General features: G+C 71.2%; 27 protein-coding genes, 1 tRNA gene and 1 pseudogene. 17 read left to right on the forward strand and 12 right to left on the reverse strand.

Annotated features, from left to right (window positions below):
- Positions 1-40 precede the first annotated feature (40 nt).
- Entirely contained in the window at positions 41-925 is an 885-nt protein-coding gene (locus tag HJG44_RS04310) for a hypothetical protein (RefSeq protein WP_171217062.1), read from the forward strand.
- Positions 926-1,078: 153 nt separating this feature from the next.
- A pseudogene (locus HJG44_RS23525) lies at positions 1,079-2,049 on the forward strand (methyltransferase).
- A gap of 117 nt (positions 2,050-2,166) precedes the next feature.
- On the opposite strand, the gene HJG44_RS04325 reads toward HJG44_RS23525, so the two are convergent.
- The 4 genes from HJG44_RS04325 to HJG44_RS04340 form a co-directional block, all read right to left on the reverse strand.
- Entirely contained in the window at positions 2,167-2,520 is a 354-nt protein-coding gene (locus tag HJG44_RS04325; protein ID WP_171217064.1) for a hypothetical protein, read from the reverse strand.
- 185 nt (positions 2,521-2,705) lie between these two features.
- Positions 2,706-3,197 carry a GNAT family N-acetyltransferase gene (locus HJG44_RS04330; protein ID WP_171217313.1) on the reverse strand — a complete coding sequence of 164 codons (492 nt, stop codon included), beginning with the start codon at positions 3,195-3,197 and terminating at the stop codon, positions 2,706-2,708.
- Positions 3,194-3,478: a type II toxin-antitoxin system TacA family antitoxin gene (locus tag HJG44_RS04335; RefSeq protein ID WP_171217065.1), complete on the reverse strand. Its 285-nt coding sequence runs from the start codon at positions 3,476-3,478 to the stop codon at positions 3,194-3,196. The genes HJG44_RS04330 and HJG44_RS04335 overlap by 4 nt, the downstream gene beginning before the upstream one ends.
- A gap of 82 nt (positions 3,479-3,560) precedes the next feature.
- Positions 3,561-3,830 (reverse strand): hypothetical protein, encoded by a 270-nt coding sequence (locus HJG44_RS04340; RefSeq protein ID WP_171217066.1) that lies wholly within the window; start codon positions 3,828-3,830, stop codon positions 3,561-3,563.
- Between the two features lie 113 nt (positions 3,831-3,943).
- On the opposite strand from HJG44_RS04340, the gene HJG44_RS04345 reads away from it, so the two are divergent.
- From HJG44_RS04345 to HJG44_RS23540, 4 genes are all read left to right on the forward strand, one after another.
- Positions 3,944-4,102, forward strand: coding sequence for a hypothetical protein (locus HJG44_RS04345; protein WP_171217067.1), 159 nt, complete (start codon positions 3,944-3,946; stop codon positions 4,100-4,102).
- On the forward strand, positions 4,099-4,404 hold the full coding sequence (locus HJG44_RS23530; RefSeq protein WP_246736010.1) for a recombinase family protein: 306 nt from the start codon (positions 4,099-4,101) through the stop codon (positions 4,402-4,404). The genes HJG44_RS04345 and HJG44_RS23530 overlap by 4 nt, the downstream gene beginning before the upstream one ends.
- A 152-nt stretch (positions 4,405-4,556) precedes the next feature.
- Positions 4,557-4,730, forward strand: coding sequence for a hypothetical protein (locus tag HJG44_RS23535; protein ID WP_246736011.1), 174 nt, complete (start codon positions 4,557-4,559; stop codon positions 4,728-4,730).
- A gap of 129 nt (positions 4,731-4,859) precedes the next feature.
- Entirely contained in the window at positions 4,860-5,174 is a 315-nt protein-coding gene (locus HJG44_RS23540) for a hypothetical protein (protein WP_246736012.1), read from the forward strand.
- 157 nt (positions 5,175-5,331) lie between these two features.
- Here the strand turns inward: HJG44_RS23540 and HJG44_RS04355 are convergent.
- The 6 genes from HJG44_RS04355 to flgF all read right to left on the reverse strand — a co-directional run bounded on the left by HJG44_RS04355 (position 5,332) and on the right by flgF (position 10,775).
- A tRNA-Arg gene (locus tag HJG44_RS04355) sits at positions 5,332-5,408 on the reverse strand.
- A gap of 415 nt (positions 5,409-5,823) precedes the next feature.
- On the reverse strand, positions 5,824-7,275 hold the full coding sequence (locus tag HJG44_RS04360) for a sensor histidine kinase (RefSeq protein WP_246736013.1): 1,452 nt from the start codon (positions 7,273-7,275) through the stop codon (positions 5,824-5,826).
- Between the two features lie 173 nt (positions 7,276-7,448).
- A complete protein-coding gene (gene flgH, locus HJG44_RS04365; protein ID WP_171217068.1) occupies positions 7,449-8,198 on the reverse strand; it encodes a flagellar basal body L-ring protein FlgH in 750 nt (249 codons plus the stop codon).
- A gap of 24 nt (positions 8,199-8,222) precedes the next feature.
- Positions 8,223-9,212 (reverse strand): flagellar basal body P-ring formation chaperone FlgA, encoded by a 990-nt coding sequence (flgA, locus tag HJG44_RS04370; protein WP_171217069.1) that lies wholly within the window; start codon positions 9,210-9,212, stop codon positions 8,223-8,225.
- Positions 9,213-9,222: 10 nt separating this feature from the next.
- Positions 9,223-10,014, reverse strand: coding sequence for a flagellar basal-body rod protein FlgG (flgG, locus tag HJG44_RS04375; protein WP_171217070.1), 792 nt, complete (start codon positions 10,012-10,014; stop codon positions 9,223-9,225).
- Positions 10,015-10,025: 11 nt separating this feature from the next.
- Positions 10,026-10,775 carry a flagellar basal-body rod protein FlgF gene (flgF, locus tag HJG44_RS04380; RefSeq protein ID WP_171217071.1) on the reverse strand — a complete coding sequence of 250 codons (750 nt, stop codon included), beginning with the start codon at positions 10,773-10,775 and terminating at the stop codon, positions 10,026-10,028.
- A 284-nt stretch (positions 10,776-11,059) separates the two neighbouring features.
- On the opposite strand from flgF, the gene fliL reads away from it, so the two are divergent.
- The 4 genes from fliL to HJG44_RS04400 are packed head-to-tail and all read left to right on the forward strand — an operon-like array spanning position 11,060 to position 16,338.
- A complete protein-coding gene (gene fliL / locus HJG44_RS04385) occupies positions 11,060-11,551 on the forward strand; it encodes a flagellar basal body-associated protein FliL (protein WP_171217072.1) in 492 nt (163 codons plus the stop codon).
- Entirely contained in the window at positions 11,548-12,018 is a 471-nt protein-coding gene (locus tag HJG44_RS04390; protein ID WP_171217073.1) for a DUF6468 domain-containing protein, read from the forward strand. Before fliL ends, HJG44_RS04390 begins: the two co-directional genes overlap by 4 nt.
- Positions 12,015-12,815, forward strand: a complete 801-nt coding sequence (locus HJG44_RS04395) for a MotE family protein (protein WP_346767083.1) — start codon at positions 12,015-12,017, stop codon at positions 12,813-12,815. Before HJG44_RS04390 ends, HJG44_RS04395 begins: the two co-directional genes overlap by 4 nt.
- A gap of 37 nt (positions 12,816-12,852) precedes the next feature.
- Positions 12,853-16,338: a tetratricopeptide repeat protein gene (locus HJG44_RS04400; protein ID WP_171217074.1), complete on the forward strand. Its 3,486-nt coding sequence runs from the start codon at positions 12,853-12,855 to the stop codon at positions 16,336-16,338.
- A gap of 3 nt (positions 16,339-16,341) precedes the next feature.
- Here the strand turns inward: HJG44_RS04400 and fliP are convergent, their stop codons facing one another.
- Together fliP and HJG44_RS04410 are read right to left on the reverse strand one after the other, a co-directional pair.
- Positions 16,342-17,103: a flagellar type III secretion system pore protein FliP gene (gene fliP, locus HJG44_RS04405; protein ID WP_171217316.1), complete on the reverse strand. Its 762-nt coding sequence runs from the start codon at positions 17,101-17,103 to the stop codon at positions 16,342-16,344.
- Positions 17,104-17,202: 99 nt separating this feature from the next.
- Positions 17,203-18,366 carry a hypothetical protein gene (locus HJG44_RS04410; protein ID WP_246736014.1) on the reverse strand — a complete coding sequence of 388 codons (1,164 nt, stop codon included), beginning with the start codon at positions 18,364-18,366 and terminating at the stop codon, positions 17,203-17,205.
- A 256-nt stretch (positions 18,367-18,622) separates the two neighbouring features.
- On the opposite strand from HJG44_RS04410, the gene flgB reads away from it, so the two are divergent.
- Genes flgB through cckA form a run of 7 tightly spaced genes read left to right on the forward strand, consistent with a single transcriptional unit; the run spans position 18,623 to position 24,464 of the window.
- Positions 18,623-19,018: a flagellar basal body rod protein FlgB gene (gene flgB, locus HJG44_RS04415; protein ID WP_171217075.1), complete on the forward strand. Its 396-nt coding sequence runs from the start codon at positions 18,623-18,625 to the stop codon at positions 19,016-19,018.
- Positions 19,019-19,020: 2 nt separating this feature from the next.
- Positions 19,021-19,431: a flagellar basal body rod protein FlgC gene (gene flgC, locus HJG44_RS04420; RefSeq protein WP_171217076.1), complete on the forward strand. Its 411-nt coding sequence runs from the start codon at positions 19,021-19,023 to the stop codon at positions 19,429-19,431.
- Between the two features lie 16 nt (positions 19,432-19,447).
- On the forward strand, positions 19,448-19,771 hold the full coding sequence (gene fliE / locus HJG44_RS04425) for a flagellar hook-basal body complex protein FliE (protein WP_171217077.1): 324 nt from the start codon (positions 19,448-19,450) through the stop codon (positions 19,769-19,771).
- Complete coding sequence (gene fliQ / locus HJG44_RS04430; RefSeq protein WP_171217078.1) at positions 19,768-20,034, forward strand: flagellar biosynthesis protein FliQ; 267 nt, start codon at positions 19,768-19,770, stop codon at positions 20,032-20,034. Before fliE ends, fliQ begins: the two co-directional genes overlap by 4 nt.
- 48 nt (positions 20,035-20,082) lie before the next feature.
- Positions 20,083-20,841: a flagellar biosynthetic protein FliR gene (gene fliR, locus HJG44_RS04435; RefSeq protein ID WP_171217079.1), complete on the forward strand. Its 759-nt coding sequence runs from the start codon at positions 20,083-20,085 to the stop codon at positions 20,839-20,841.
- Complete coding sequence (flhB, locus tag HJG44_RS04440; protein ID WP_171217080.1) at positions 20,841-21,908, forward strand: flagellar biosynthesis protein FlhB; 1,068 nt, start codon at positions 20,841-20,843, stop codon at positions 21,906-21,908. The genes fliR and flhB overlap by 1 nt, the downstream gene beginning before the upstream one ends.
- Positions 21,909-21,938: 30 nt before the next feature.
- Complete coding sequence (gene cckA / locus HJG44_RS04445; RefSeq protein ID WP_171217081.1) at positions 21,939-24,464, forward strand: cell cycle histidine kinase CckA; 2,526 nt, start codon at positions 21,939-21,941, stop codon at positions 24,462-24,464.
- The last annotated feature ends 325 nt before the right edge of the window (positions 24,465-24,789 follow it).

Consider the following 24,789-nt stretch of genomic DNA (forward strand, 5'->3'; position numbering starts at 1 on the left):
GCGGTGCGAGCGAAACACGGCATGGGACCTGCGGGACGACATGGCGATCGCGCGCCAGGGCAGGCACTTCAACCTCGGTCAGTCGTCGGTGAGCATCGTGGCCTCTGCGGCCCACATGCGGGGACGGTTCACGATTCTGGACGTGACCTGCCCCGGGGGTCGTGAGGTCTTCGATGATCCGGAACGGATCGAAGGAGCCCTGTGGCTCCGGTCCGGCCAATTGCTGGCCGGGATCGAGAGGCAGGTGATCGCCCTCGCGCCTGGACAGGCGATCCCTTGTGCTCGCGGCCGCCTCCAGCAGCTCCGTACGGCCCCGGAGAGGCCGGCACGCTTCCTTCTTCTGTGCGCCGGAGGCGCGTTCGAGCGTTTCGTCCGCGATACCGGCCGCCCGATCCTGCAGGATCCCCCGGGACGCGAGGTGCCACCGCCCGCGCCGCTCCCTCCATGGCCCCTGCTCGACACGACCCTCGCCGAGTCGCTTCCTGCGGGCATTGGCCTCGAGATCGGAAGCCCCTGGGTGGCCGAGGCCGCCCTCCCAGGCGGAAGCACATGGGCGGGCGATGCGGGAGCGAGTGGCGAGGACCTGCACGTTCTCGAGGGCGACCTGGAGCTCATGCCGAACGGCGGCTCGGGCCCCCGCCGAGCGGCCAGGCTCTGTCGCGGCACCGCAATCCGCGTCTCGGGGAACGCTTATACCCTCCACAACCCGGGCCGCTCCCCGGCGAGGGCCCTGATCATCAGGCAATCGGTCACGGTCGTCCGGGGCGAGCGGGATGAAGAGCCACTCCCCGACGTCCCGCAGCCGCCAAGGCATCTCGGAGCGACTTCGCAACGAGAGCCGCCGGCCCGAACACAGGGCAACCTGTCGCTTCATGACGATTGCAACGCGATTGGCAGCCCAAGACACGGTGCCGAAAACGAGTGAGCCCATCAGGTGGCCGGTCGGGCGACATGCCGCGTCTTCGAAAGCCCTGAAAGCCAGGCGGCCTGAACCCTCGAAATCCCGAGATCGACGAACGAGTTGGCGATGCACGCTTCGACAGACCACCGACCCACGCCTGCCGATCTTATGACGCAGATGATCACCGGCTTCTGGGTCACGCAGATCGTGCGCGGCGCGGCCATGTTCGGCTACGCGGACCACCTGCGGCACGGGCCGGCATCGGCCGAAGCCATCGCCGAAGCCGAGGGCCTCGACGCGGCGGCGACGTTCCGGCACCTGCGGGCCTGCGTCACGCTGGGGCTCGTCGCGCATGACGGATGCGCGTTCCGGACGACGCCGCTGCTGGAGACGCTGCGACGGGATGATCCGCGCTCGCTCAGGGCGCTGGCGCTCTCTCAAGCAGCTCCCGGCCACTGGCTCTCCTGGGGCCGGTTCACGGATGCCCTCCGGACTGGGGAACGACAGACCGTGCCTGCCCTCGGTGCCGAGATTTTCGACTACTTCGCGCAGCATCCGACCGAGGCCGGGGATTTCACCGAGGCGATGAGCAGCCTAAGCGCGGCCGTTGCGGGCGAGGTCGCGCGCGTTCTGGACGTGGTCGGCATCGAGCGGGTCGTGGATGTCGGCGGCGCTGCCGGGCGCTGCTCCAGCCGCTGCTTGAGAAGCATCCCGGCCTTCACGGGACAGTCTTCGACCTCCCCGGCGTGATCGCGGGTGCGAAACGACCGTCCAGGCCGCCCGACATCTGCTGCCGCATGGATTTCGTGGCCGGAGACTTCTTTTCGTCGGTTCCGGCAGGGGACCTCTATCTCCTGAAGCACGTCCTCCACGACTGGGGCGACGACGAATTCTTGGAGATACTCCGGAACTGCAGGGCGGCGATGCGGGGCGGCGGCCGCATCGCGATCATCGAGCTGGTACTGGGCGAAATCGGGGAGCCCGGGCCAACCCCTCTTATGGACATGAACATGCTCGTGATGGCGTCTGGTCGCGAGAGGAGCTTCACCGAGTACGCGCATCTGCTCGGGAAGGCGCGATTCGGGGAGGTTCGGATCACCACGATACATTCGCCGTGGGCCATCATTGAAGCCTCGTGCGAGGTCTGACACCCTTGCCAGTTCTCGGATAGCCTCCGGAAGGGCCGATTTAGACAGCACTCCCTCCAAAGCCGCCGTTCCACTGTCGGCCAACTCCGGGCTATGCTTGCTCCCGAGGGACGCTACCTATTGAAGGGCAGGGCCCATCGACGCCTGATGAGTCGGTGCCGGATCTTCGCGGGCGGCTGCCCATGTGGGTAATGACGAGCGGTCGCGATCCGCTGTGGCGCTCGAGTCTGGCGCGTTGCCGGCGAGCCTGCGGCGGATCGCGTCTGGCATCTCTCTGTCCAGGTCGCCCCCGAGATCGTCGAGCGCTTGCTCGGTGATCCGGTCCTTGCCGACCCGCTCGCGCGCATCGTCGAGGCGGGACTGGTAGTCCAAGAGTTCCTTGCGCTCCAGCTCCAGTCTCAGCTTCTCGTCGTGGGTCGCCTTGTAGGTCTCCCATGTCGGCTTCCTGTCGTCGATCGTGCGCCAGCGCAAGGGAGGCGCATCGGCCGGCCGCCGAAGCTAACGGACGTGCAGGTGTTCGACGCGCAATACCGGATCGCCACGGGCCAGACGACGCGGGCCGCGATCGCCGCGGAGCATAGGATGGCACCGTGGAGCCTGACCCGGGCCATCAGGCGGTCGATGCGGGCTTCGGCGCATTGAGCCTGCGAGGGCCTTCAACCGCGCCCTGCAACACCCTTCAGCGACAGGACGAGGGTCATCGGGTGAGACGGCGAAGCCTTGAATCCGTAATGCTCGTAGAAGGCCTTCGCGTCCTCCGAGATCGCGTGGACGAGCAGGCCGCGGATGCCCATGATGTGGGCTGCCTGCGCGGTCCGGAGCACGGCATCCTGCAGCAGGGCCGTCCCGAGCCCCTTGCCCTGCCAGCGGCGGTCGATGGCGAGCCGCCCGAGGATCGCCATCGGGATCGGGTCCGGCATGTTCCGGCGGACCGGCCCGGGCGCGTCGATCGCCGCGATCGCGCCGGAGGCGAGGCAATAGTAGCCGACGACCTGAACGCCCTCGCTGACGACGTAGGTCCGCGAGGCGCCGCTGACCTGATTGGCCCGGGCGCGGCGCCGCAGCCAGTCGTCGAGGCTGTCCTGGCCGCTCTCGAACTGGGTGAGATCGTGTGTGTCGGTCAGAAGCTCCGGCGGCGACAGCGTCATGGCTGCCACGGTTTAGGGGCCTTCATCAGCCGCGCGAAACCCTCGCCATCCGGCGGAGCGTCGAGCACGGCGAGGTAATGCCGGTAGCTCTCCGGATCGACCCGGACGAGGGTCTGGTCGAGGAGCGCGTCCTCGGCCGCCCTCCTGGCCGCATCGATCATGAAGTCGGAACGCGTCTTGCCATGGGCCCTGGCCGCCCGGTCGATCAGGCCGCGCACGTCCTCGCGGATACGCAGGTTGACGGCGCGGGTATGGGTGTCGGGTGTCGGCTTCGAGGCCATGGCTTTTCTCCTTCTCCGATCATTCATAACACAGACGCATACACAACGTGTATCTAATTCGTGCCTCGCCTTAGGGATGCCGTCACGGGATGGGTGCAGGCCGGAGCGGAGAGGGGGCGCCAAACAGAGGCTGCCGGAATTCTCTCCGGCGGCCTTGGTCAGCGCCGAATGGTAGGTCTACGCGGCTGTCCCGGTAGCTCCCCACAGGGAAGCGCAGGAAGCGCGGCGCCCAGCCTTCCGCTTTGTCGCGGCCCTCGCCGGTCGCGTACTGGCGCAGGATCGACCGGACCAGCTTTGCCGGGCTGCCCTTGTAGGCCTCCGCCACCGCCTTGCCGCCGACCTCCTCGATCATCGCGAGAAGGGCCGGCGCTAACCCTCGACCTCTCCCGCTACGAGCCGTACCTTGCGGACACCGACATCCCGGCCGAGCAGCGGCGCGAACTCCTGAAGACGCTTTGGGAGATCGTGGTCGGCTTCGTCGACCTCGGCTTCGACTTGGCACCGGTCCAGCAGGTCGAGACGGGCGACACGGAGGATTTGTCCTCCGCCCTCCGCCTCATGGTAGGATCGGACGGCACCATCAACGGAGACCATCGCAACACAAACATCCTGGAGGCCCCATGAGACCGATCGCACCCGAGTTCAACGCGCACACGAAGGCGGTCATCTATTGCCGCGTATCGAGTGCCAAGCAGACGGTCCGGGGCGAGGGGCTTGGTTCCCAGGAGCAGCGCTGCCGTGAATACGCCCGCTACAAGGGCCTCGACGTCGTCGAGATTTTCCGGGACGATGCGAGCGGCAGCCTCGCGACGAGGCCCGGCATGCAGGCGATGCTGGCCTATCTCCGCCGTCACCGGAAGAAGGGGCCGATCGTCGTCATCATCGACGACATCTCGCGCCTCGCCGCGGCATCGACGCCCACCTGAAGCTCAGGGCCGCGATCGGCGAGGCCGGAGGCATCCTGAAGAGCCCGACCATCGAGTTCGGCGAAGATTCCGACTCCATCCTGGTCGAGAACCTCCTCGCCTCCGTCTCGCAGCACCAGCGCCAGAAGAACGGCGAGCAGACCATCAACCGGATGCGCGCCCGCACCATGAACGGCTATTGGTGCTTCGCGGCCCCGATCGGCTATCGCTACAAGCGCATCTCAGGCTACGGCAACATGCTGGTCCGGGACGAACCCTATGCCTCGATCCTGCAGGGGCCTTCGAGGGCTTCGCTTCGGGGCGCTTCGACACGCAGACCGAGGTGAAGCGCTTCCTCGAAAGCCACCCCGAATACCCAAAGGACCTGCCGAACGGCGACATTCGCTACGGCACCATCGGGCAGATGCTCGGTCCGCCCGATCTATGCCGGCTACGTCGAGGCCCCGAACTGGAACGTGCCGCGCCGCAAGGGTCACCACGAGGGTATCGTCTCCGGCGAGACCTTCGCCCGCATCCAGGAGCGGCTCGCGGCTGGTGCTCGGGCGCCGATCCGCAAGGAGCTGAAGGACCTCGCGGCGCAGACCGAGAAGCTGCTGGAGCGCATCGTCGAGACGGACAATCCGGCCGTCGTCTCCGCCTACGAGAAGAAGGTCTCCGCCCTGGAGAGCCAGCGCATCATCCTCACCGAACAGGCGGACAACGCGGGCAAACCCCGCTACGCCTTCGACGATGTGTTCGAACTCGCCATGCGGTTCCTCGCAAACCCTTAGAATCTCTGGGCTTCGGGCCACCTGCAGCTGCGCCGGACAGTGCTCCGATTGGCCTTCTCGGAGCGGGCGCGGTACCGGCGGGAAGAGGGGTTTTCGAACGCGAAAATCGCGTTGCCTTTCAGGCTCTTAAGTGAGGTTGGAGGAGCTGAAAAGGAGCTGGCGCGCCCGAAAGGATTCGAACCTCTGACCCCCAGATTCGTAGTCTGGTGCTCTATCCAGCTGAGCTACGGGCGCCCGTCGAGGGCGGCACACGGCGCCTCGAACGGATGCGTGAGATAGTGAGTTCCGGCCGGCTTGGCAACCGCCTTCCGCGCCGCGCCGCGCCGGACGGGAGGAGGCGGCCCGAGCTGCCGCGCGGCCGTTCACGGCATCGGGCCCGCCCCGCGCTGTCTGCGCCGCCGCCCGCCTGCGCCACGTCGGATCGTGGTCAGCCTCGTGCCACACCCCATTGCGCCTCGCCGGAGCCCTCACGCTCTCCTGACGCGGCTGTTCGCGCGGCGGACGCATCCGCCGTGCGGGCGCTTCGGCGAAGATCTTGGCCCATGGCGCGGCTCCCGCGCCGCGGCGATCGGATGTATGGCTGCACCGCGGGATCAACATCCCTGCATCGCGGGGTCGAACGTCCGGGCGCCGGGCCCGGCGGGGCGGGTCAGCGTGCCGGCCGGTCCGGGATGGTGATGCAGAAGCAGGCGCCCGCGGGCGCGTCCTCCAGGACGATGGAGCCTCCATGCAGGCGCACGAGCTCCTCCGCGATCGGCAGTCCGAGGCCCGTGCCGCCGCTCCGCTCCGATGCCTGGAACGCCGAGAAGAGCCGGTCCTTCACCCGATCGGGGACGCCCGGGCCGTTATCGGCGACCCAGAGCCGCACCACGCCGCCGGACCGCACGCCGCGGACCGCGATCCTGGCCTCCGGCGTCTTCGCCCGCGCGAGAGCCTCAACGGCGTTGCGGATGAGGTTGAGGAGGACGCGGCCGAGCTGGTCGGGATCGGCATCGACCATCAGGTCGCCCGGCGTCTCGTCGAGCACCGCGATCGGGTGCCCGCCGCCGAGCCTGGTCAGGTCGAGCTGGTCGGCAAGCACGCTCTTCACCGGCACCATCCGGCGCTGCGGCGGGCGCTCGCTCGCGCGGCCATAGGCGAGGGTCGCGCCGCAATAATCGACCGCGCGCGCGAGCGTGCCGACGAGCCGCGGCGCGACCTTCTGGACGGCAGGATCGTCCACGTCGCCGAGCCGGTCGCTCAGGAGCTGGGCGGTCGTCAGCATGTTGCGGAGCTCGTGATTGATCTTGCTGACCGCGAGGCCGAGATCGGCAAGCCGCCGCTTCTGCCGCAGCTCGTTCGCCAGCGCGGTCTCCATGCGGGCGAGCGCTTCCTCGGCCGCCCCGATCTCGTCCGTGCGGCCGCTCGTCCGGATGATCCGGCTCGCATCCTCCGGGTTGCGGGCGAAGTCGGTGACGTTCGCCGCGAGACGGCGCACCGGGCGCACCACGAGGAGGTGGAGCGCCAGATAGAGCAGCGCCGACGTGATGCCCGAGACGGCCAGCGACACCGCCAGGAATTGGCGCGTGAAGGCGAGCATCGCCTCGCGCAGCGGACGCTCGTCGAGGAGGATCTCGACCCAGTCCATGCCCGGCGCCCCGGGCGGGCCGGGCGCCACGATCCGGGTGGTGCGCGGCAGCGGCATGAGGAGCGTGCGGAGCGCGCCGCGGATGCGCCCGTACCAGGGCGGCTGGCGCAGATCGATATGCCGTTCCGGCACGGGCGGGACCTCGGCGCCGGTGGCCAGGAGCCATTGCGTGCCCTGGCCGCGCACGCCGATCGCCTGGGCCCCCTTCACGGCCGCCAGCAGCTTCTCCTCGAGCTCCTCCGGGCGCTCTCCCGGCGGCGCGGCGGACAGGGCGAGCGCGATCATCTGCGCCCCCATCACCCGGTTTCTGATCCAGGCCGCGCGGAAATTCGCCAGCGAGGGCACGTAGATCAGGACCTCGGCGATCATCATGAACAGGGTCGTCAGCAGGATCAGCCTGGCCGACAGGCCGAGGCGGCGCGCCACGGGAGGAGCTTCCGCGTGCGGCGTCATGCGCGAGGCGACCGTCGTCATGCGGGCCTCGCGGGAGCAATGCGGCCGCCGCGTCGCGGCGCGGCGCAGGAAGCGATCGGCACGGTCATCGGCCGATGTTCTAACAGAGAAGCGGCCCCGGCGGGAGCGCCGGGGCCGCCTTGGCGCTGCGGCGGACGTGGGGAGCGTGCCGCAGCGCCGGGGAGGGAAGCGGTTCAGAAGGGCAGGATGATGTCCATCACCTGCTGGCCGTAGCGCGGCTGCTGCACGTCGGTGATCTGGCCGCGGCCGCCATAGGCGATCCGCGCCTCGGCGATCTTGGTCGAATCGACGGTGTTGTCCGCCTGGATGTCCTCGGGCCGGATGATGCCCGCGACGATCAGCTCGCGGACCTCGAAATTCACCCGGATCTCCTGCTTGCCCTCGACGACGAGGTTGCCGTTGGGCAGCACCTGCGTGACGACGGCCGCGACGTTCGTGACGAGCTCCTCCTTCCGGGCGATCGAGCCGGTCCCCTCCGTCGTGGTGGTGGAGTTGCTCGACACGAGCGAGCTCGGGTCCGAGCCGGGCAGGACGTTCTTCGATTCGACGCCGAAGAAGTTCGGCACGCCGAGCTTGTCGCCGCTCGTGCGGGAGCGCTTCGTCTCGTTGTCGAGATTGGCCTTGTCGGTCACCTTCACCTGCACGGTCACGATGTCGCCGACCTGCTGCGCGCGCTGGTCCTTGAAGAAGGCGCGCGAGCCCGTCCGCCAGAGCGAGTTCGCCGCATAGGACGAGGGCTGCGGGTTCGGCATGGGCATGCGCACCGGCTTGTAGCCGGGCTGCGCGGTCGGGTCCTCGATGGAGGACAGGTCCGGCGGCTTGCCGACATTGGAGAGGCGGTCGAGCGAGCCGCAGCCGCCGAGAAGCGGGCCGAGGGCGGCGAGGGCGAGCGCGGCGCGGGAAGCGGGGCGGAGGCTGGGCATGTCGGTTCTCGCGGTCACGGCGGATCAGTTCTGGGAGGGCAGGGCGCCTGCGGCGACCACGCGTTCGGTGAAGCCGGGCCGGACGGAGACCTTGCCCGGCGCGACGACGGTGGCCGGGACCGCCTTCTTGGACCCGGGGTTGACGATCGTGATGACGTCGCCGAGCGCCCCGCCTTCGGAGGCCCGCACCCGCATGGAGAGGATCATGCCGGGCGCCTCGTAGACGGCGGTCACGATCTCGCCCTTCTGCACGAGCTCCGGCCGGGCGAGGTCGCCGGACCTGACGAACCCGCCGGCCCCGAGCGCCCGGCGCGCGACGCGGCCGGCGAGCGAGGTCCCGTCCAGGATCGCGTCCGGGGAGACGGCATCGCGCGGGCGCTTCTCGACGGAGATGTCGGACGGCCTCACGCTCTCGCCGCGCTCGAGCGAGCGGGTCAGGACCGCGACGTCCACGAGGTCCACGACGGTGCCGGAGACGCGGAGCGAGGCGCGGCGCTCCGTCGGCGAGGGGCCGATCCAGACGGTCGCGGAGAGCCGGCGCGAGCGGCGGTCGAGGAGGAGGTCGCCGGCCACGACCTCGCCCCTCGTGTCGGGCGCGAGGGTGAGCTGCGGCGGGGCCCCGTCGAAGACGATGCCGGTCGCCGCCGGATCGAAGCCGAGCTTGTCGCCGAGCGCCCGGCGCAAGGCCGCCTCGATCTCGCCGCCGCCGACCTGCCGTGCGGCGCGGGTGACGGTGATCTGGAGCCGGCCGCCCGTCTCCAGGCCGGACATCCCGAGCTCCTGCGCCGCCTCGACGATGCGCCGGGTCTGGATCGTGCCCGTCTGGCCGAGCACGGGCGAGCGGAAGAGCGCCGTCTCGGCGAGTGCCGCGGGCGCGCCTTCGACGAGGTCGGCGAGGGTCAGGATGTCGCGCTTGGCGACCACGTCGCCGCGCAGGATCGGCCGGTCGGCCGCGAATGCCGCGCCGGACCAGAGGAGGGCGGCGCCGAGGGCGCAGGCGAGGGTGCGGATCATCGTCGCCGCCTCAGCCGCGGAACATCTGGCTGGTGGAGGACAGCATCTGGTCCGCCGCCGTGATCACCTTCGAGTTCATCTCGTAGGCGCGCTGGGCCGCGATCAGGCCGGAGATCTCCGTGACGGCGTTCACGTTCGCCTCCTCCAGGTAGCTCTGCTGGAGGTTGCCGAACCCGTCCTGGCCGGGATTGCCGTCGACCGGCTGGCCGGAGGCGGCGGTCTCCGTGAACAGGTTGTCGCCGGCGGAGTTGAGCCCGGTCTTGTTGATGAAGCGCGAGAGCTGGATCGTCCCGAGATTCTGCGGCGCCGTCTGGCCGGGCAGCGTCGCCTGGACGAGGCCCTGGCTCGAGATCGAGACCGAGGTCGCATTCTGCGGCACCGTGATCCCGGGCTCGACCAGGTAGCCGTTCTGGGTGACGAGCTGGCCCTGCGCGTCGAGGCTGAACGAGCCGTCGCGCGTATAGGCCGCGCTCCCGTCGGGCATGCGGATCCTGAAATAGCCCTCGCCCCGGATCGCGACGTCGTAGGGCTTCCCCGTCGAGGTCAGGTTGCCCTGGGACATGTCGCGCGGGGTTGCCACCGTCTTCACGCCCGAGCCGATCGAGAGCCCCGCCGGAAGCACGGTGCCCTGGTCGGAGGTCGAGGAGCCGGCGCGGCGCAGGTTCTCGTAGAGCAGGTCCTGGAACTGCGCCTGCTGGCGCTTGAACCCGGTCGTGCGCAGGTTGGCGATGTTGTTGGAGATGGTCTGGACGTTGAGTTCCTGGGCCGCCATCCCGGTCGCGGCCGTCTGAAGTGCGCGCATGCTGGCTCTCCTCAGGCCGCGTTGGTGCCGTCGGCGAGCTTGGAGATCGCCGTCCGCTTCAGGTCTTCGAGCCGCCCGACCATGCTGGCGACGCTGGCATAGGCCCGGTTCACCTCGATCAGGCGGGTCATCTCCTGGACGGCCTTGACGTTCGAGCGTTCGAGCGCGCCCGATTCGAGCCGGCTCGTCGCGCCGGCGGGCTCGGCCGGGGCCGTCGCCGAGAAGAGGTTGCCGCCCTCGTTGCGGAGCGTCCGCATGTCGGCGAAGCGGACCACGCGGACATGGCCGTGCTGGGCCTGGGCGGAGCTGACCGTGCCGTCCGGCGCGATCGAGATGTCCGTCTCGTTGCGGTCGAAGGCGATGGGCCCGTTGTCGCCGAGCACGAGGTGGCCGTCGCTCGTCACGAGCTGGCCCTGCGCGTCCAGCATGAAGGCTCCGTTGCGCGTGTAGCGCTCGCCCCCTGCCGTCTGGACCGCGAAGAAGCCGTCGCCCTTGATCGCGACGTCGAGCGGGTTCCTCGTGTATTCGATCGCCCCCGCGGAGGTGTCGAGAGCCGTGCCCTTGTCGATGACGTAGTCGAGCCTGCGGTCGGGGCGCCGGAAGGCGTCGCCGCTGGCCTTGGGCATCAGGTAGCTTTCGAAGCGCGAGGCGCGCGCCTTGAAGCCGTTTGTCGAGACGTTCGCCACGTTGTTGGCGATGACGTCGAGCTCGCGCCTGAGCGCCATCTGGCGCGACAGGCCGACGAGCAGCGCGTTCTCCATGAACCGCTCCCGCTCTTGTCCCCGCCGGATCCTCGACGCTCCCCAGCGCGAACCCGGCGGTCGAGCCGTCGCAGCCGGCGTGCCAGGACGGAAAGCAAAAAGAATGTAATGTATTTCAGATATTTAGTCCGAAAATTGAATGCGTCGCATGCGGCACGACATGGTTACCCGGTCGTTTCGACCCGGCAGTTCCTGCCGACTTAACCCGCGATTAACCCTGCCCGCACAAGGTCGCGGGACAGGATGGCGCCGACCCAGAGTCGCGGCCGGGAAGCAGCGCGAAGATGGCCAAGAAGCCGAAGGAGCCCTCCGGGGACGGTGCCGAGAAGGCCGGCGCGCCAGGGGGCGGCGGCCGGAAGAAGCTGATCGTCGTCGTGGCCGCGGTCCTGCTCCTCGCGGGCGGCGCGGGCGGCTGGTTCATGATGGGGCGCGGCGCCAGGCAGGCGGCCGTGCCGGAGAAGAAGCCGGTCGCCTTCGTCGATGTCCGCGAGATGACCGTGAATCTCGCGGCCGAGCCGAACCAGGACCGTCCGCGCTTCCTGAAGTTCAAGGTCGCGCTCGAGGTGAAGGATCCGAAGATCGTCCCGGAGGTCACGCCGCTGCTGCCGCGCGTGGAGGACATCTTCCAGGTCTTCGTGCGGGAACTGCGGGCGAGCGACCTCGAAGGCTCGGGCGGCATCCACCGGCTCCGCGAGGAGCTGCTTCGGCGCGTGAACGTGGCGGTGGCGCCCACCCGGGTCGAGGCGGTGCTGTTCAAGGACGTGATCGTGCAATGAGCGGCTTTCTCGTGGTCACGGCCGACCTCCTGGTCGGGATCCTCCTGGTCGCGACCATCGTCTCCTCCGTCCGGCTGTCGCGCCGCATCTCGGGCCTGAAGGCGGACGAGGCGGCGATGCGGGCGACGATCGGCGAGCTGGTGGCTGCGACCGAGGCCGCCGAGCGCGCGGTCTCGGGGCTCCGCAAGACGCTGGCCGAGTGCGACGAGGAACTCGCGGACCGCATCCGGACGGCGCAGCGGCAGGGCCAGGAACTCGCCCGCGCCATCGCGGCCGGCGAGAAGGTCATGGGCGGGCTCGAGCGCGTGTTCGACGCGACCCGCCGCGCGCTCCACGCCTCGCCGCCTCCGACCGCTTCGGTTCCGGCCGAGGAGCCGCGTCCCGGCGGGCCGCTCCAGGCCGCGCTCGCGGCCGCGCAGGCCGTGGCGGAACGCAGCGCCCGCAGGCTCGAGAGCCGGGCGGCGTGACTGCCAGGCGGGCCCTGCCGAGCTTCCGGCTGATCGACGGGGTCGTCATCGCCGCAGTCGCGCTCCTCGGCCTCAAGGTCCTGGGGGTCTTTGCCGAGCTCGGCGCGTCCCCGCCGGCCGATGCGCGCGCCGCGATCCCGGCCGCCAGGCAATCCGGCTTCGCCCGGGTGATCTCGCACGCCCGCACGAATCACGACTCGGACGAGCCGATGACCACCGGCTCGGTGCCCTCGAAGGAGGAGCCGGCGCAGGCCAGGGACGAGCCGCAGCCGGCCGCGCGCGAGGCCGCGCCGCCGCTCCAGCCGCCCTCGCCGACCGAGCGGCTGCTGCTCGAGCGTCTGAGCGAGCGCCGGGAGGAGCTGCAGCAGCGCTCGCGCGAGATGGAGGCGCGCGAGAAGCTGATCCAGGAGCAGGAGCGGCGGCTGGAGGAGCGCCTGGGCCAGATGAGGGCCGCCGAGGAGGCGCAGAAGGCCGCACCGCCGCCCGCCAAGCCCGGCGCCGATCCCGGGGCGCTGAAGAACGTCGTCATCATGTACGAGACGATGAAGCCGAAGGAGGCGGCGCGCGTCTTCGACCGCCTGCCGCTCGACGTCCTGCTCTCGGTCGTGACGCAGATGAACTCCCGCAAGATGGCCGAGATCCTGGCCGTCATGACGCCGGACGTCGCCGAGAAGCTGACGGTGGCGCTGGCCAAGCGCGCCGCGGGAGCCGACGAGCCGAAGACCGCCGCCGCGGCGGCCGCGCTGCCCGCCGGCGAGCTTCCCGCCATCGAGCGGCCCGGCCCGGCCCGCCGCTGAGCCTCGGTTAAGCGCGCGTTAGCCGCGCGCCCGTAAGGTGCGGCCGTCCACGCAGCCTGGCGAAGCGGACGGCACGCTCGTCTCCTCGGTGTCGATGATGCCCTATCTCGGCCGGCGGTCCGGCCCTGCGCTCGGACGTCTGCTCCTTCTCCTCTGCTTCGCTCTGGGCGCCGGTGTCGTCGGGGCCGGCTCGGCAGCGGCGCGCGAGGTGACCGTCACCGGCACGAAGATGGACCGGTTCGGCCGGATCCTCCTGCATTTCGACCAGCCCACCAAGGTCTCGGCCAGGGTCGCGAACGCCGTCCTCATCATCACCTTCGCGGAGCCCTCCCGGATCAAGGCGGAGAAGCTCGCGACCGAGCTCGCGCCCTACATCACGACGGTGCGCCGGGACCCGGACGGGACGGGGCTCCGCATCGCGCTCGCCGCGCCCGTCCGGCCGAACATGCTGGAGGCGGCGGAGCGGGTGTTCATCGACCTCCTGCCGCCGAACTGGACGGGGCTCCCGCCCGGGCTCCCGCCCGAGGTCGTGGCCGAGCTCGCCCGGCGCGTGCAGGAGGCGGAGGCGAAGCTCAGGGCGGCCGCGCCGCGCCGCACCGAGCCGGCCAGGACGGTGAAGCTCCGCATGGCCGAGCTGCCGAGCCTGACGCGGCTCGTCTTCGAGACCCCGCCGGCCCTGCCCGTGCAGATCAGGGAGGTGGGCGAGGGCGTGGAACTCGCCTTCGAGGGCGCGTCGGCTTTCGACGGCGGCGGGGCGAAGCCGAAGCTCGCGGCGGGCGTCGCGGCTTTCGAGGCGGAGCGCGACGGCGGCGTCCTGATGGTCAGGGTCAGGCGGGCTCCCGGTTTCGCGGCCCAGACCTTCCGCGAGCCCGACGGGATCGTCGTCGACCTCGCGAAGCCTCAGCCGCCGCAGGTGCTGCCGGAGCCCGCGCCCGCAAGGGAGGCCGCGGCCCCGCCGCCCTCGGCCGTGTCCGTCGTGCCGCCGCAGAAGGTGGAGGCGGAGCCCGCCGCCCCGCCGGCTCCCCCCCCCGCCCCGGACCACAGGCTTCCGACCGCCGCGGCCGTCGCGCCGCCGCCGGCCGGCCCGCCCGCGACGGTGCTCGCGAAGGTCGAGACGGGGCCGCAGGGCGCCTCCCTCCTGTTTCCGTTCCGGAGCCGGACGCCGGCGGCGGCCTTTGTCCGGGCGGGCGCCCTGACGATCGTGTTCGACGCCGCCGACCGGCTCGACGTCTCGGCGCTGGCGAACAGCCCGGACCCCTCGCTCCGGCCGATGGAGGTCAGGCAGGAGCCCGGCCTCGTGACGCTGCGCTTCCCGGAGCCCGCGGCGGGTTCGGCCCGCTTCTCGGCGGAGGGCGAGGGCTGGCGGCTTTCCGCCGGCAGCTCGGCGGCGCTGCCGGCGGACTCGCTCAAGGTCACACGCGCACTCGACGAGCATGGGCGGCCGCTGGTGCGGGTGGGCCTGCTCGGATCCTCCAGGGCGCATTGGCTGCGCGAGCCGGACGGGATGCGCCTTGCCGTCGTGACCGCATCCGGGCGGGCGCAGACGCTGCCGCTGGCGCGCAGCTTCGTGGAGTTCGGGCTCGCGCCCACGCTGCACGGCGTCGTCGTCGAGGCGCATGCGGACGATGTCGCCGTCGCGCTCGGCCAGACCGGGGTGTCGATCGGGCGCGAGCTCGGGCTTTCGCTTTCGCTCAGCCCGCGCGGGCAGGAGGAAGGGGGCACGGCCTCCCGCCTCGTCCTCAAGCGCGATGCCTGGGTGGCGGACGTCGCGCCCGGCGCTTTCGACCGCTACGCCGCCCTGGTCTGGGAGGCCGCGCACGCGTCCCGCGCCGGGCGGGCCGAGGCGCGCTACCGCCTGGCGCGCTTCCTGGTCGCGAACGGGCTCGACCACGAGGCCTCGAGCGTCCTCGCCCTGGCCCGTGCGGAGGATCCGGTCTTCGCCCGCCGGCGGGAGACCGTCCTCCTGTCCGGCATCGCGGCCGCGCGGGCCCGCCGCTTCGCCGAGGCCAGGGCCTTCCTCGCCGCGGCCGGGACGAGCGAGGAGCCGGAGGCGATCCTCTGGCGGGCGGCCGTGGACGCGATGGAGGGCCGCTGGGCGGCGGCGCTCGCGGGCTTCCGCCGGGCGAACGAGGTCGTCGAGCTCTATCCCGACGACCTCGCCGGGCCGATCCGCCTCCTCGCGCTGAATGCGGCGCTGGAGGAGGGGGACATCGCGCGCGCCGAAGGCGAGCTCGGCGCGATCGACCGGATGGCGACCGGGAGCGTCCCGCGCGACCGGCACGACCTCGCTCGGGCCCGGGTCGATGCCGCCGCCGGGCGCGAGGAGGCGGCGCTCAAGGACTACGAGAGGCTGATCGCCGAGGCGGATCTGCCCGTCCGGTCGGAGGCGACCCTGCATTGGACGAGGCTCGGCCTCAAGACGAAGACCCTGGAGCTGGACGACGCGATCGAGCGGCTCGAGACTCTGTCCGTGACGTGGCGCGGCGACGAGCTCGAACTCGCTGCCATAACCGACCTCGCGCGGCACTATGGCGAGGCGAAGAGGTGGCGCGACATGTTCGCCATGGCGCGGCGCGCCAACCGCTACTTCCCCAAGCACCCCGCGACGCGAGCGCTGCAGGAGGATTCGGCACGCCTGCTGGAGGAGCTCCTGCTGCGGGCCGAAGACGGCAAGCTGTCCGGCGTCCAGGCGCTGGCGCTCTATTTCGACTTCAAGGAGCTCGCGCCGGTCGGGCGCCGCGGCGACGAGATCGTCCGCCGTCTCGCCGACCGTCTCGTCGAGCTCGACCTGCTCGACCAGGCCGCCGACCTGCTTCAGTACCAGGTCGAGAAGCGCCTGACGGGCGCCGCGCGGGCGACCGTGGCCGCGCGGCTCGCCGCGATCCGGCTGATGAGCGGCAAGCCCCTCCTGGCGCTCGCCGCGCTGCACGCGACGCGCCTCGCCGAGCTGCCGGAGGAGGTCCGACGCTTCCGCTACGTGCTCGAGGCGCGGGCCCAGGCCGAGCTGTCCCGGCCGGACCTCGCGCTGGAGATCCTGGAGGGCGAGACCGGGCCCGATTTCGACCGCCTCCGGACCAGCATCCTGTGGACCGCGAGGCGCTGGCGCGAGGCCGGCGAGGCGGGCGAGGCCATGCTCGGCACGCGCTGGGAGGGGGCCGAGCCTCTCACCGATCGGGAGCGGGCGGACGTGCTCCGGGCCGCCATCGCCTACGCACTTGCCGACGAGCGGATCTCGCTCGATCGGCTCCGGCAGAAATTCGGCCGCAAGATGCTGGATTCGCCCGACGCGAAGACCTTCGGCCAGGTCGTCAGCCCGGACGCGGTGCAGACGCGCGAATTCCGCCTCGCCGCGCAGGAGGCGACCCGGGCGGATTCGCTGCGCCTCCTCCTGTCCGACTGGCGCGGCCGGCCGCTGGAGCATCCGGCCGAGCCCGAATCCGACGCGCCGCCTTCCGAACCGCCCACCGTGCCGCGGGTCGAGGGCGCAGTCGAAGGCACAAACGGTGCGCCCGCACGCGGGTAGAGCTCATCCCCCGAAGCTCTGGACGAGCGAACCCGCGACCAGGCTCCACCCGTCCACCAGCACGAAGAAGATCAGCTTGAACGGGAGCGCGATCGTCGTCGGCGGCAGCATCATCATGCCGACCGACATGAGGATGGACGCGACGACGAGGTCGATGATCAGGAACGGGACGAAGAGCAGGAACCCGATCTCGAAGGCGCGGCGGAGCTCGGAGATCATGAAGGCCGGCACGAGGATGTGCAGCCCGACCGCCGCGGGCTCGGCCGGCGGCGGCTCGCGGGAAAGCTCGACGAAGAGCGCGAGGTCCTTCTCCCGGACGTGGCGGAGCATGAAGTCCCGCATCGGCACCGAAGCGCGGGTGAAGGCTTCGCCGGGCTGGATCTGCCCGGCGAGCAGGGGCTCGACCCCGACCCGGTAGACCTCCCGGAAGGTCGGGGCCATCACGAACGCCGTCAGGAACAGTGCGAGGCTCACGATCACGGCGTTCGGCGGCGCCGTCTGCGTGCCGATGGCGGACCGCAGGAGCGAGAGCACGACCACGATCCGGGTGAAGGAGGTGACCATCACCAGGATGGAGGGGGCCACCGCGAGGACGGTGACCAGCGCCACGAGCTGAAGCGCGCGCTCCGTCACCCCGCCGCCCGGGCCGAGATCGAGGCTCAGCGTCTGGGCGATGGCCGCGCCCGCGCCGGCCGAAAGCGCGCCGGCCGCCAGCGCAAGCAGCAGGCCGCCCCTGCGCAGCGGACGGAAGAGGCTCGGCATCAGGCCGCGAATCGCTGGTCCATCGGCGCGACCCTGCGGTGCGGCGGGCATGCAGCGCAAGCGGCGCCGACGAGGCTCCCGACCGCCAGGCCGGGAGGCGTCTCAGCCCTTGCTGTCCTTCCGGTCGAGGGGGCGGCCGAGGAGGCGCGCGAACTCCGCCTCGATATCCTCGATGGAGAAGGGGTCGGGACGCGGCGAGGGCGGCGCGGGCGGCTCCGGAGGCGGAGGGGGAGGGGGCGGGGAGGGCGGAGCTGTCTCGGCCTGACGCGGCGGCTCCGCAGGTGCCGCGGGCGCGGCGACCGCGGCCGGCGCGCTGCCTTGGGCGGGTGCGCTTCTGGGCCGGGACGCCGGCTGAGGCTCGGGCGGAGCGGCCGGACCCGCTTCCGGCGGAGCGGGAGCCGCGACCGTCTCGGGCGCGGGCTTCGAGGGGGCCTTGGCCGGCCCCGGCTGCGGACGGGGAGGGCCTGCAGGCTCGCGGACCGGCTCGGGCGTCGGTCGCGCCGGCGTGGGCTCCGGCCGCTTCAGCGCGTCCTCGAGCTGGCGTGCCATGTCGGGCAGCGGCGGGCGGCCGGGCCCGCTCTCCGGGTCCTTTGCAGGCGGAACGGGCGTCGGGACGGGACGGGGGCCTGCCGGGCGCGGCGGCGCGGCCGCGCCGCCGGCCGGCATAGGCGTGGCGCGGCTCCTGTCGGGGCGCGGTCCCGGACCGGCCGGGGCGGGCGCGGCGGGGCGGGGGGCGGGCTCCCCGGGACGACCCGCCGGCGAGCGGACCGGCGCCGCGACGGGGGCAACGACCGTATCGGCGCGCCCGAGATGCCCTGCGACGACGGGCTCGGCCGCCCGCGCGGCGGGCCTGACCGAGGTCGGCTCGACGACCGGCCGCACCGGCGCGATCTCGGGGGGCCGGTCGGCCGCGGGAGCCTCGAGCCGCTCCGCCACCTCGGCGGCGACGTTCGGCAGCCGCGCGCCTGCGACCCGGACGATGTTGGTCTCGACCACGACGTCGTTCGGCCCGCCCACCAGGAGGAGGTGCTCGACGTTGTCGCGGCGCAGCAGGATGAGCTGCCGCTGCCGGTCGAGATCGTAGACGTCCACGATGCCGAGGCGCGGCTGCCGGGCCCGCCCCCGGTCGTTGGCGAGCGTCAGCCTGCCCCCCGTGAGCCGCCTCAGAACCAGCGCGAAAAGCGCGAGAAGGGCGAAGATGATCGCGAAGGCGATCAGGTACTTAACCGCTGGCGGCAGATTCTCGATGCCCGGTATCGACAGCAAGACGCGACTCTCTCGGATGGCGACGGGGTCCCGTCCCATGCGGCCACCCCGTGCCGCAAGACCCGGGATGAGACGATGTCGTCCCGATCTAGCACGTCCTCCCGGTGATGTCGCGGACCCGTGGCGCAACGGCACAGGACGGGCCGCGGGTGCCGGGCTCGGTCCCGGCCGACCGAACCAAGTCGCTTCAGTGGCTTAACGCCGGGTTAACCATAATGGCGGCAAAACCTGCCGAGTTGGCCCGAGCCCCGATCCCATGGCGATCACCGACCTGCCCCTCGTCTCGATGCTGAAGAGCAAGCTGCACTGGCATCAGGCCCGGCAGAAGGTCCTGGCCGAGAACGTGGCGAACGCCAACACGCCGGGCTTCAAGCCGATGGACCTGAAGGAGCCGGGCCTCGCCGCCGCGTTGGGCGGCACCCTCCCGCTGGAGCGGACGAGCCCGCTCCATATCGGCTTCGGCGACGCCTCCGGTGCCGTGGAGGCCGCCAAGGCCGCCCGCTTCGAGACGCGGCCCTCGGGCAATGCGGTCAGTCTCGAGGACGAGATGCTGAAGGTCGCCTCCAACCAGTCGGACTACCAGCTCGCGACCTCGCTCTACCAGAAGAGCCTGTCCATGCTGCGCACGGCCGTCGGCGGCCGCGGCATCTGACCATGGACTTCCTCCGCTCCATCGGCATCGCCGCTTCCGGCCTGCGGGCCCAGTCCGGCCGCATGCGCATCATCGCCGAGAACGTGGCCAATGCCGATTCAACCGGGGAGAAGCCCGGGGCCGATCCCTATCGGCGCAAGATCCCGACCTTCTCGCAGCATGTCGACCGGGAGCTCGGGGCGAGCGTGGTGTCCCTCGGCCGGGTGGCGCGCGACCCGAGCGCGTTCCGCACCCGGCACGATCCGGGCAACCCGGCTGCCGACGCCTCGGGGCAGGTCAAGCTCCCGAACGTCAACACGCTCGTGGAGACGATGGACATGCGCGAGGCCCAGCGCAGCTACGAGGCGAACCTGAACATCGTCACCGCCACCCGCCGCATGATCTCGCGCACGCTCGAGATCCTGCGCGCCTGAACGAGGGTTGAGAGACATGGCGATCACCTCGGGCGCGGGCGCCTATGCGGCGACCCAGCGGCTTCTGTCCGCCGGGGGGCAGGGCGGCGGACTCTCGCCGGGCCTGTCCGCCGCGGCGGGGGGCGGCAGCTTCACGGCGCTCCTCGAACAGGCGGTGGGCGGCGTGGCGGAGGCCGGCCGCAAGGCCGAGGCCCAGGCGGTGGCCGCCGCGGGCGGCAAGGCCGACCTCGTGGACGTCGTGACCGCGGTGGCCGAGAGCGAGACGGCGCTCCAGACCCTCGTCGCCGTGCGCGACAAGGTGATCGCGGCCTACGAAGAGATCCTGCGGATGCCGATATGACCGGCGCCGCCATCCTCGATGTCGCCCGGGACGGCATCGCCACCTTCCTCAAGGTCGGCGGCCCGCTCATGCTGGTCGCGCTTGCGGTCGGCCTCGTCGTGTCGCTCGTCCAGGCCCTCACGCAGATCCAGGAGCAGACCCTCGTCTACGTGCCGAAGATCGTCGCCGTGTTCGGCGCGATGCTCCTCTGCCTGCCCTTCATGGCGGATGCGCTCGCGTCCTATATGGGCCGGATCGCCGTGCGGATCGCCACAGGCGGCTGATCCCCGCCGCCCGTCCGCAGCCAGGTCGCCGGCCCGCCGGGACACGCCATGACCCTCGCGCTCCCGGAACTCGCCACCCTGTTCATGCTGACCTTCGCGCGGGTCGGCACGCTTGTCATGCTCCTCCCGGGGACGGGGGAGCGGCTGGTCCCGGGCCGGCTGCGGCTCTCCTTCGCGGTCCTTCTCACGCTCATCCTGCTGCCCCTCGTGCGCGGCCTGTTCCCGCCCGGCGACGCTCCGGCGGCCGTGATCGGGACGATGATCGGCGAGGTGGCGATCGGGCTCGCGCTCGGCCTTGCGACCCGGATGGTCGTGGCCGCGCTCCAGACCGCCGGCAACATCGTGGCGCAGGAGCTCGGCCTGTCCTTCGCCATGACGATCGATCCGACCCAGGGCGGCGGCCAGGAAGCGGCCATCGGCAACTTCCTGACGCTGCTCGGGGTCACGCTGGTCTTCGCGACCGACCTGCACCATCTCGCGATCGCGGCGATCGGCAACAGCTATGAGCTGCTGCCCCCCGCCCGGATGCCGGATGCGGGCGACGCGGCCCGGCTGGCGATCGGAGCGGTCGGGCGTGCCTTCAAGCTCGCCGTCCAGATCTCGGCGCCCTTCATCGCCTTCGCCTTCCTGTTCAATCTCGGGCTCGGGATCCTGTCGCGGCTGATGCCGCAGATGCAGGTCTTCTTCCTCGCCATGCCGCTCACGATCCTCATGGGCGTCCTGGTCCTGCTCGCCGTGATCGGCGCGATGATGAGCGTCTATCTCGGGCAGCTCGGCAGCTTCCTGTCCCAGCTGGGGCTCGGCTGATGGCCGAGGCCGCCGACCGCGAGGACCGCACAGAGGAGCCGACGCAGAAGCGCCTCGACGACGCGATCCGGCGCGGCGACGTGGCGAAGAGCCAGGAGGTCTCGACCTTCCTGGCGCTCGGGGCGATGACGCTGGCGCTGCTTCTGGCCGGCGGCTGGTCCGGCCGTGCGCTCACGCTCGATCTCCGCCATTTCCTGGGGAATGCGCACCTGGTGCCGGACGGTCCGGGCGCGATGCTGGCGGCCGGGCGGCGCGCCCTCCTCGTCGGGCTGCAGGCGGCGGCGCTGCCGGTCGGCTTCCTGATGGTCGCGGCACTGGCAGCCGGGCTGCTGCAGCACCGCCCGCTCTGGACGGTCGAGCCGCTGAAGCCGAAATTCGAGCGCCTGTCCCCCGGCGCCGGCTTCAAGCGGATCTTCGGGCTGCAGGCCCTCGGCCGGTTCGGCAAGGGCCTCCTGAAGATCGCCGTGGTCGGCGTCGTCGCCGGGGTGGCGCTCTGGGGCGAGCGCGAGCGGCTGGAGGCGCTCGTCACGCTGGAGGCGGCGGACCTCGTCCGGGTCATGACGCAGGTCGCCCTGCGCCTGCTCGGGCTCGCGCTCGCGATCTACGCCGTGATCGCGATCGGGGACTACGTCGTGGCCCGCTTCTCGTGGATGCGCCGCCTGCGCATGTCCAAGCAGGAGCTGAAGGACGAGCTGAAGGAGCAGGACGGCAATCCGGAGATCAAGGCGAAGCTCCGGCAGATCCGCGCCCAGCGCCTGCGCCGGCGCATGATGGCCGAGGTGCCCAAGGCGACCGTCGTGGTCGCCAACCCGACTCACTTCGCGGTCGCGCTGCGCTACGAGGCGGGCCAGGCGGCCCCGGTCTGCGTCGCGAAAGGCGTCGACGAGCTCGCGCTGCGCATCAGGAGCGTTGCCGAAGAGCATCAGGTGCCGGTCGTCGAGAACCCGCCGCTCGCCCGCGCGCTGCACGCCGCCGTCGAGATCGACGACGAGATACCGGTCGAGCACTACAAGGCGGTCGCGGAGGTGATCGGCTTCGTCTTGCGGCTGAAGCGGCGCGCATCGTAACGAGGTCTGGCCGGAGGGCGACGCGGCAGCATGGCCGAGTATACGCAAGTCACGAACGGGTTGGCGATCGATCGGTCCGAACGCCCGGGCTATGTCGGGCTGCTGCTGGCGCTCGGCGCGGTCTTCGTGGCCGCCTTCGCCGGGCTGAGCTTCGTGTCCAACGAGCAGGCGCAGCCGCTGATCCTCGGTCTTCTCGCCGTACTGGCGATGATCGGCGTCTTCTTCGTCTTCGCGGTCGCGATCGGGACGGTGCGCTTCGCCGGCGCCGGCGCCCGCAACGACCTGACCAAGATCCTGGCGGACAGCTCCGCCGACGGGCTGCTCGTCGTGGAGGAATCCGGCCGCGTCATCTACGCCAACGAGCGCTATCTCCGCCTGTCCGGTGCCGAGAAGGGCGCCGAGGTGAGGACGGTGGAGCGCCTCTTCACCGGCGGGCCGGAGATCTCCGAGGCCGTGTACCGCCTGGCGCAGGCGGCGCGGGAGCAGCGGACGGCGACGGAGGAGGTCCGCCTCAGCCCCGCGCTCGGCGGGGCCCGGGAATTCGGCTGGTACCGCCTGCAGGTCAGGCCGCTGCCCCGTCCCGGCAACAGGGTGGCGACGCTCTGGAGCGTCGCGGACGTCACGCAGGACCGCGAGCGGCACGAGAACGTCTTCCAGGAGCTCCAGCACGCGATCGACTATCTGGACCATGCGCCGGCGGGGTTCCTGTCGACCGACCGCTCGGGCGCGATCGTCTACATGAACGCGACCCTGGCCGAATGGCTCGGCCACGACCTCGCCAAGGTCGGTTCGGGCGGGCTCAAGCTGCCCGACATCATGCCCGACGCGGTCGTGGCCATGCTGATCTCCGCCTCGGGCCCGCCCGGCGAGGCGCGCACCGAGACGCTCGATCTCGACCTGCGGCGCCGGCAGGGCGGCACGCTCCCGGTCCGGCTCTACCATCGGGTCGCCTTCGGCCCGGACGGCACGGCGGGTCCCTCGCGCACGCTCGTGCTGAACCGCTCGCCGGGAAGCGGGCTGGAGGAGGGGCAGCGCGCCGCCGAGGTGCGCTTCGCGCGCTTCTTCAATTCCTCGCCGCTGGCGATCGCGACGCTCGATGCCGGGTTCCGGATCGTCGGGTCCAATCCCTCCTTCCTGCGCCTTTTCGGCGAGCGCGCCGGCCCGGGGCGGGGGAATGCGGCCTCGGCCCTCGACCTGGTCGCGCCGCCGGACCGCGCCCGGCTCGAGGCGGCCCTCGCCGCCGCCGCCTCGGGCGAAAGCCGCGCGCTGGACGTCGCCCTCGCGCGCGAGGGGGGCCGTTCGGCGCGGCTCTGGATCAGCGCGGTGGCGGACGGCGACGCCGCCGAAGACGAACGCGCGATCCTCTACGCGCTCGACACCACCGAGCAGCGGCTCCTCGAGCAGCAATTCGCCCAGGCGCAGAAGATGCAGGCGATCGGCCAGCTGGCGGGCGGCGTCGCGCACGATTTCAACAACGTGCTGCAGGCGATCATCGGCTATTCCGACCTGCTCCTCGCGAGCCACCGGCCGACGGATCCGTCCTTCCAGGACCTCATGCAGATCAAGCAGAACGCGAACCGGGCGGCGAGCCTGGTCCGGCAGCTGCTCGCCTTCTCCCGCCGCCAGACGCTCCGGCCGGAACTCGTCAAGCTCGGCGAGACGCTGTCCGACCTCTCCCTGCTCCTGAAGAGGCTGCTCGGCGAGCGCGTGCAGCTCGAGATGCGCCAGGGTCGCGATCTCTGGTTCGTCAAGGCGGACGTGAACCAGCTCGAGCAGGTGATCATCAACCTGGCCGTGAACGCCCGCGACGCCATGCCGGACGGCGGCACCGTGACGATCGCGACGGAGAACGTGGACGAGGCGGAGGCGCGCCGCCTCGACCTCGCCGGGATGCCCGCGGCGGATTACGTCCGGATCGAGGTGTCCGATACCGGCACGGGCATCCCGCCCGACATCCTCGACAAGATCTTCGAGCCGTTCTTCACCACCAAGGAGCTCGGCAAGGGGACCGGCCTCGGCCTCTCGACGGTCTTCGGCATCGTCAAGCAGTCGGGCGGCTTCATCTATGTCGATTCGACGGTCGGCAAGGGCACCACCTTCTCCATCTACCTGCCGCGCTTCGTTCCCGAGGCGGAGGCGGAGGCCAAGCCCGACCAGAAGGAGGAGAGGCGCGCCGCGGACATGACGGGGCAGGGGACCGTGCTGCTCGTCGAGGACGAGGATGCGGTCCGCGCCGTCAACGCCCGCGCGCTGTCGGCCCGCGGCTACACCGTCCTGGAGGCGGCCTCGGGCGTCGAGGCGCTGGAGATCGTGGATGCGCACGAGGGCACGATCGATCTCGTCGTCTCGGACGTGGTGATGCCCGAGATGGACGGGCCGACGCTCCTCGGGGAGCTTCGCAAGCGCCGGCCGGAGCTCAAGGTGATCTTCGTGTCGGGCTATGCCGAGGACGCCTTCGCCAAGCACCTGCCGGAAGGCGAGAGCTTCTCCTTCCTGGCCAAGCCCTTCAGCCTGAAGCAGCTCGTCGAAACCGTGAAGGGCGCCGTCCAGCGCTGAGGGCCTGCCGGCGTGACGGAGAGCCCGGCCGCCTTTCCCGGCCCTGCGGCCGCCGGGGATGACGCCGGCGTCTCCACTGTCATTCCCGGCCGGAGGCGCCTGAAGGCGCCGGAGGGGAAGGGAATCCAGGGGCGTCGTCCGCGGTGGGAGGTGTGCTGGATCCCCTTCCCGGCCCTGCGGGCCGCCGGGGATGACGGTGGAGCCGCCTTTCCCGCCTGCTGCGCAGGCGCGGGGGATGACAGGCGGCTTGACATTCATAGGAATATAGTCTAGATCGGCTCCGTCCTCTTCGCCGAGGGGCGCTCTCGCGAGGCGTCAACAGAGC

Origin of the sequence: Enterovirga aerilata, from assembly GCF_013044135.1 — a bacterium.
Taxonomy (GTDB): domain Bacteria; phylum Pseudomonadota; class Alphaproteobacteria; order Rhizobiales; family Beijerinckiaceae; genus Enterovirga; species Enterovirga aerilata.

Bases quoted from the DNA above. Each gene is read 5' to 3' on its own strand.
- flhB (WP_171217080.1), top strand. From the start codon at position 20,841: ATGGCCGAGGCCGCCGACCGCGAGGACCGCACAGAGGAGCCGACGCAG.
- HJG44_RS04310 (WP_171217062.1), top strand. From the start codon at position 41: ATGGCGATCGCGCGCCAGGGCAGGCACTTCAACCTCGGTCAGTCGTCG.
- fliL (WP_171217072.1), top strand. From the start codon at position 11,060: ATGGCCAAGAAGCCGAAGGAGCCCTCCGGGGACGGTGCCGAGAAGGCC.
- flgA (WP_171217069.1), bottom strand. From the start codon at position 9,212: ATGATCCGCACCCTCGCCTGCGCCCTCGGCGCCGCCCTCCTCTGGTCC.
- flgF (WP_171217071.1), bottom strand. From the start codon at position 10,775: ATGGAGAACGCGCTGCTCGTCGGCCTGTCGCGCCAGATGGCGCTCAGG.
- flgH (WP_171217068.1), bottom strand. From the start codon at position 8,198: ATGCCCAGCCTCCGCCCCGCTTCCCGCGCCGCGCTCGCCCTCGCCGCC.
- HJG44_RS04390 (WP_171217073.1), top strand. From the start codon at position 11,548: ATGAGCGGCTTTCTCGTGGTCACGGCCGACCTCCTGGTCGGGATCCTC.
- flgC (WP_171217076.1), top strand. From the start codon at position 19,021: ATGGACTTCCTCCGCTCCATCGGCATCGCCGCTTCCGGCCTGCGGGCC.
- fliE (WP_171217077.1), top strand. From the start codon at position 19,448: ATGGCGATCACCTCGGGCGCGGGCGCCTATGCGGCGACCCAGCGGCTT.
- HJG44_RS04360 (WP_246736013.1), bottom strand. From the start codon at position 7,275: ATGACGACGGTCGCCTCGCGCATGACGCCGCACGCGGAAGCTCCTCCC.
- fliQ (WP_171217078.1), top strand. From the start codon at position 19,768: ATGACCGGCGCCGCCATCCTCGATGTCGCCCGGGACGGCATCGCCACC.
- HJG44_RS04330 (WP_171217313.1), bottom strand. From the start codon at position 3,197: ATGACGCTGTCGCCGCCGGAGCTTCTGACCGACACACACGATCTCACC.
- HJG44_RS04335 (WP_171217065.1), bottom strand. From the start codon at position 3,478: ATGGCCTCGAAGCCGACACCCGACACCCATACCCGCGCCGTCAACCTG.
- HJG44_RS23530 (WP_246736010.1), top strand. From the start codon at position 4,099: ATGAGACCGATCGCACCCGAGTTCAACGCGCACACGAAGGCGGTCATC.
- flgG (WP_171217070.1), bottom strand. From the start codon at position 10,014: ATGCGCGCACTTCAGACGGCCGCGACCGGGATGGCGGCCCAGGAACTC.
- cckA (WP_171217081.1), top strand. From the start codon at position 21,939: ATGGCCGAGTATACGCAAGTCACGAACGGGTTGGCGATCGATCGGTCC.
- flgB (WP_171217075.1), top strand. From the start codon at position 18,623: ATGGCGATCACCGACCTGCCCCTCGTCTCGATGCTGAAGAGCAAGCTG.
- fliR (WP_171217079.1), top strand. From the start codon at position 20,083: ATGACCCTCGCGCTCCCGGAACTCGCCACCCTGTTCATGCTGACCTTC.
- HJG44_RS04340 (WP_171217066.1), bottom strand. From the start codon at position 3,830: ATGATCGAGGAGGTCGGCGGCAAGGCGGTGGCGGAGGCCTACAAGGGC.
- HJG44_RS23535 (WP_246736011.1), top strand. From the start codon at position 4,557: ATGCGCGCCCGCACCATGAACGGCTATTGGTGCTTCGCGGCCCCGATC.